The sequence below is a fragment of the Bacillota bacterium genome (assembly GCA_012837285.1).
Classification (GTDB): Bacteria; Bacillota; DTU030; order DUMP01; family DUMP01; genus DUNI01.
Window position 1 is genome coordinate 1 of sequence record DURJ01000178.1, and the last position, 2,366, is coordinate 2,366.

Sequence of the window (2,366 nt, forward strand, 5' to 3'; positions counted from 1 at the left end):
AACATTTTAGATTTTGTCGTCACCTGGATCGAAAACCACATCCTTAAGGTTGATAAGCGCATCACCGGTGACGACCAGATTCCAGCTAAGTAAATCACAGCAGACTTATAACAGACATAAAGGACTAGAAGCCAAACAGCTATAGACAGAAATAGAGCGTACTACTAAGGCTGCATCGCTATTGCCCTGATAAGAACGAAAAAGCCGGCACTTGGAGTGTTTCCAAGTGCCGGCGCTGTCTAGCTTAAAAAGACACAATCATGCCGTTTCTCCCAGCATAAGTGGCCATGGTGGATCCCATGGTATTTATAATCACATCTTTAGGCTTATACTCCGTCAAGATAGCATCTTTTAAGAAATTCGCGTCTTCTAGGTTATCCACGTGGGTGATGCCGAAAGTCCGCTGGGCCAGATCGCTTCTTCTTTCACCGATAATCTCAATGACTTGGTTGAGAAATCGCCTTCGGCCCCGCACTTTCTTCTTGAGCTCAACGGCGCCTTCAACCCCTTCCAACAGCACCTTAATATTCAGGACCTTGGCCAACGAACCCTGAAACTGGCTGAGCCGGCCGCCCTTTACAATGTTCTCCAGGGTATCCAGCAGAATCAGGATGGTCATGTCCGCTCGAAAAACCTCCAACTCCTTAACGATATCATCAAGCAAACTGCCTGTCGCCGCCAATTCTGCCGCTCTAAGTACCTGGAGCCCGTGGCCCAAAGAGCCGGCCAAAGTATCGAACACAACAGCTTTGTTTCCAACCATCTCGTTTCCAGTGCAAGCGGATTGATATGTACCGCTGAGTTTAGAAGAAATGGTCAGACAAAGAATGTTATCGCCCTCGGCCGACAGGCGGCGAAAAACCTGGGCGAAATCTGCCGGCGACGGCTGCGATGTCTTAGGTAGAGTACTGGCTGCAAACATCCGTTGGTAAAACTCATGCGGGGTAATATCAACCCCTTCGGTGTACTCTTTACCGCCCACCAGCACCTTAAGGGGCACCACCTCGATCTCATGTTTCTGAATCAGTTCCTTGGGTAGATCCGCAGAACTGTCGGTAACAAGCCGGAGCAATTTCCTTCCTCCCTAGATTTCGTTCGCAAGCCTGCTGGTATAAAGTTCGTCAATAAGATAGCATTTCCTTTTTTCCCCCGGTTTTTCCTTAAGCTGCAAAATTTTTGCCAACAGGGCGCCAGTGTGATATACTAGGGCACAGTGTCCAAGCGGGTTACCAATTTAAGCGGATTGCCCCTGTTTTTGCGACAGGGGTATTTTATTTGAAAGGAGGTGAAAACAAGACTTTGTATCAACAACTAGTAATACTTTTTTGTCTCAATTGTATAAGCACCGGTCTAAGTACGTTAAAAACCATTTTTCTCAGCAACCGCATCATCGTCCCGGTGTATGTGACCACATTTTTGGATGCCGTCATCTTTGCTTATGCTTTTCGACTGGTGGCTACATCTTCCAGTATTGACTACATCTTGGTCTTTGCTCTGGGAAGAATAGCCGGAGTGAGTCTGGGGAACCTCATCGAAAAGAAATTAGCCGTGGGCTTGCTGGAAGTCACTGTGTACAAACATCCGAAGGAAGGCAAGAATGTAGCAGACCGGCTTAGAGACAAAGGCTACTCCGTGGCTACTGGACTAGGGTACGGGCTGCAAGGGAAGGATCGTTTAGTCTTAAACATTATCATTCCCCGCAAGAACCTACCCGAACTACAAGAGAGTCTGGAGGAATACGGCCAGGTCAATATGGCTGTAAAAAACGTCACCGGTGTCAGCGGCAAAGTCGGCCGTCTGCAGATCCCCGACGTTGGCGAGGGGGTATCGGAATAAGACCTGCCCAATAGGTGGCGTCCTTAGCAACACCGTTGCGGCCCCGTTTTTATGCTGACAGTGTGGCCAGAACTCAGTTTTTGTAATAAGCTAGGTTAGAACAGCAAGATCGAAAGGGGAGAAGCCAAAATGAGCAAAATGGCACAACAAGCTCAGGCCATCTATTTAGCCGGAGCCAACTGCGCTGAAGCTGTTTGGCAAGCCTACGCCCACAAAGTGGGTATCGACCCAGAGGAACTGGAACTTGGCAACCGGCTAGCCGGCGGCTTCGGCGGTGGTGCCGGGGTAGAAGACTTGTGCGGTGCCGTGGCCGGCGGTATCGTGGCTCTGGGTCATAGGTACGGACGACGGCCGGATGATCCGCGTAATCCAAAGCTAAAAGGCAGTTGCGAAAAATTCTGCCGGCAAGCGGAACAAGAGCTGGGGTCCTTGCATTGCCGCGATCTCCGCGACCCAAACAACAGAGAAAAATGCGGGCCAGTAGTGCTAAAGGCGGCCCAGATACTCAGTGATTTACTTAGCGACCTCCT

The 2,366-nt window shown here is 49.7% G+C and carries 3 protein-coding genes; 2 read left to right on the top strand and 1 reads right to left on the bottom strand.

Features of this window, described 5'->3' with window-relative positions:
* Positions 1-244 precede the first annotated feature (244 nt).
* Complete coding sequence (locus tag GX016_10150; protein ID HHT71904.1) at positions 245-1,072, bottom strand: DegV family protein; 828 nt, start codon at positions 1,070-1,072, stop codon at positions 245-247.
* Positions 1,073-1,275: 203 nt separating this feature from the next.
* Here GX016_10150 and GX016_10155 point away from each other — a divergent pair, with 203 nt between their 5' ends.
* Entirely contained in the window at positions 1,276-1,836 is a 561-nt protein-coding gene (locus GX016_10155; protein HHT71905.1) for a hypothetical protein, read from the top strand.
* Between the two features lie 129 nt (positions 1,837-1,965).
* The coding region (locus GX016_10160; protein ID HHT71906.1) for a C_GCAxxG_C_C family protein at positions 1,966-2,366 on the top strand (401 nt) is incomplete at its 3' end.